Source organism: Clostridium sp. (genome assembly GCF_021443865.1).
Lineage (GTDB): Bacteria > Bacillota > Clostridia > Clostridiales > Clostridiaceae > Clostridium.
Map to the genome: position 1 here is coordinate 37879 of NZ_JABUTB010000058.1, position 2407 is coordinate 40285.

At 28.3% G+C, this 2407-nt stretch carries 3 protein-coding genes; 1 reads left to right on the plus strand and 2 read right to left on the minus strand.

Translation table 11 applies throughout. From position 1 onward, the window contains the following. Positions 1 to 89: 89 nt before the first annotated feature. A complete protein-coding gene (modB, locus tag HUJ77_RS10855) occupies positions 90 to 761 on the minus strand; it encodes a molybdate ABC transporter permease subunit (protein WP_291708605.1) in 672 nt (223 codons plus the stop codon). Between the two features lie 9 nt (positions 762 to 770). After that, the gene (modA, locus tag HUJ77_RS10860) at positions 771 to 1556 is read right to left on the minus strand and encodes a molybdate ABC transporter substrate-binding protein (RefSeq protein WP_291708606.1); all 786 of its coding nucleotides are present in this window, start codon (positions 1554 to 1556) and stop codon (positions 771 to 773) included. A gap of 253 nt (positions 1557 to 1809) precedes the next feature. Between modA and HUJ77_RS10865 the strand changes: the two genes are divergently transcribed. Continuing rightward, on the plus strand, positions 1810 to 2331 hold the full coding sequence (locus tag HUJ77_RS10865) for an excisionase family DNA-binding protein (RefSeq protein WP_291708607.1): 522 nt from the start codon (positions 1810 to 1812) through the stop codon (positions 2329 to 2331). The last annotated feature ends 76 nt before the right edge of the window (positions 2332 to 2407 follow it).

The following is a 2407-nucleotide window of genomic DNA, read 5'->3' on the forward strand; positions in this document are numbered from 1 at the left end:
GATAATCACCTTTAGTTTCAAATGAAACCTCTAAAGAAAATCCTTTTAATTTTTTCTTAATATCTACAAATAAGCTCATTTCTTCTTACCTACTTTAAAAACTTTCTTTCTTTAATAGTGAAGTAATTAGTTAAAATAATTACTATAAATGAAATTACAGTTACTATTAGCACATAGTCTAGGGCTGATTCCATATTTCCAGCTGCTACCTCTGAATAAATAGCTAATGGAAGTGTTCTTGTCTTATTTGCTATATTACCAGCTATCATTGCTGTTGCTCCGAACTCTCCAAGCCCCCTTGCAAAGGCTAATATTCCACCTGAAGCAACTCCTGGCATAGCATTTGGCATAATAACACGCCAAAATATTTTTCTTTCTGATAATCCAAGAGTTCTTCCCGCTAAAATTAAATTTTCATCTATTTGCTCAAAGGCACCTCTAGCAGAGCGATACATAAGTGGAAAAGATATAACTACAGAGGCTAATACAGTTGCCCACCATGAAAAAACTATCTTAACTCCCATAAAGTCTAATAAGAATTTACCTATAGGCCTATTAACTCCAAAAATTATTAAAAGAAAAAATCCAATAACTGTTGGAGGTAAAACAAGTGGCAAGGTTAAAAATCCATCTAAAACCATCTTCACTTTTTCACTCTTTAAATTCACAACAAATTTTGCAATAAAAAGACCTAGTAAAAATGTGACTATCATTGAAATTAATGCAGTTTTTAAAGATATTATTATTGGTGATATATCCATTTTATTCTCCTATTTATTAGCTGAAAATCCATAGTACTCAAAAACCTTTATTGCTTCATCTGATTGTAAATAGTCAGTAAAGCTTTTTGATTCCTCTTTATTTTTAGATTCTTTAATTATTCCTACTGGGTAAATAATTTTAGAAACACTTCCTTCAGGAGCCTCTAAAACTACCTCTACTTTATCATTTGAAGCTGCATCAGTAGAATAAACTACCCCCGAATCTGCACTTCCTTCTGCTACCCAATTTAGAACTTCTGTTACATTAGTTCCTAAACTTGATTTTTTAGAAACCTCATCAAAGATTTTAAGATTTTCAAATAATTCCTTTGCATATTGACCAGCAGGTACACTTGCTGGATCTCCTATTGCTATTTTATCAGATTTTAATATATCATCAAAAGAATTTATTTCTTTACTATTTCCTTTTGGTACAATAAGTACAACTTTATTTTCTAATAAATCTACTATTGAGTTTTCTTCTATTAATCCTTTGCTATCTAATTCATTCATTTGCTTTGTAGCTGCTGACATAAATACATCTATTTCAGCACCTTCTTCTATTTGTGATTTTAGTTTTCCTGAACTATCATAAGTTCCTTGAACCTTAATATTAGGATATTTTTCATTAAACATTGGAATTAGTTTATCATCCATACAGTTTTTTAAACTTGCTGCTGCTGCAATAGTAATAGTTTTCTCATTTGATTCTTTTGTATCTTCCTTGGAAGTACAACCACTAACTAAGATAGCTACTATACCTAAAATTAAAATTAAAACCGATTTCTTTTTCATTATATAATCTCCTTACATATATGTTTTTAGAGTAAAACCTAATAAAACAGAACAAAACAGAACTAAAATTGATAATACTAATTATAATGTAAAAATATAGTAACTGTCAAATACATATTATTTATATAAGCTTCTCTATATTTAGAAATTTATTCATATAAAATAACTGAAAATTATTATAAATATCTTATTTGTTATTATATAAATATTATGTTAAATTATTTCTATAATAATAAATGAAAAGGTGAAGAAAATGAATGAGGATATTTTATATACTCCAGAAGAAATAGCTCAAAAACTAAAGATAACTAAAAGTACAGTATATGAAATGATAAAACGTGGCGATTTAGATGCACATCGTATGGGTAAGCACCTTCGCATATCTACTTCACAATATGAAGCTTATCTTTCAAAAGCTAAAGGTTATGAAAATACTTATGAAGGAAATATAATTAAAGAAGATGATGAAGTATTTGCAGAGATTTCATCTGTAAAAATTCAAGTTAATACTGATTTTACGGGTAATGTTAAGATTTCTATTAGACCTGAAGATATTATATTAAGCAAGGGCTCATTTATAAGTAGCGCAAGAAATGTTCATAGAGGAATAGTTACTGATATTATTATAAATGGAAATAGTGCAAAGGTTATTTTAGATATAGGAATTCCCCTAGTAGCTTTAATTACTAAAAAATCTTTATCAGATTTATCCATTGAAAAAGGAACAGAACTCTTTGCAATTTTTAAAACCATGTGCGTAAGAGTATATAAATAATGTAGAATTAATAATGTAAAATGTAAAATTAAAGAAGAAACTCCCTTTAAACTTGACCCTGTCAAGTAGACAATAG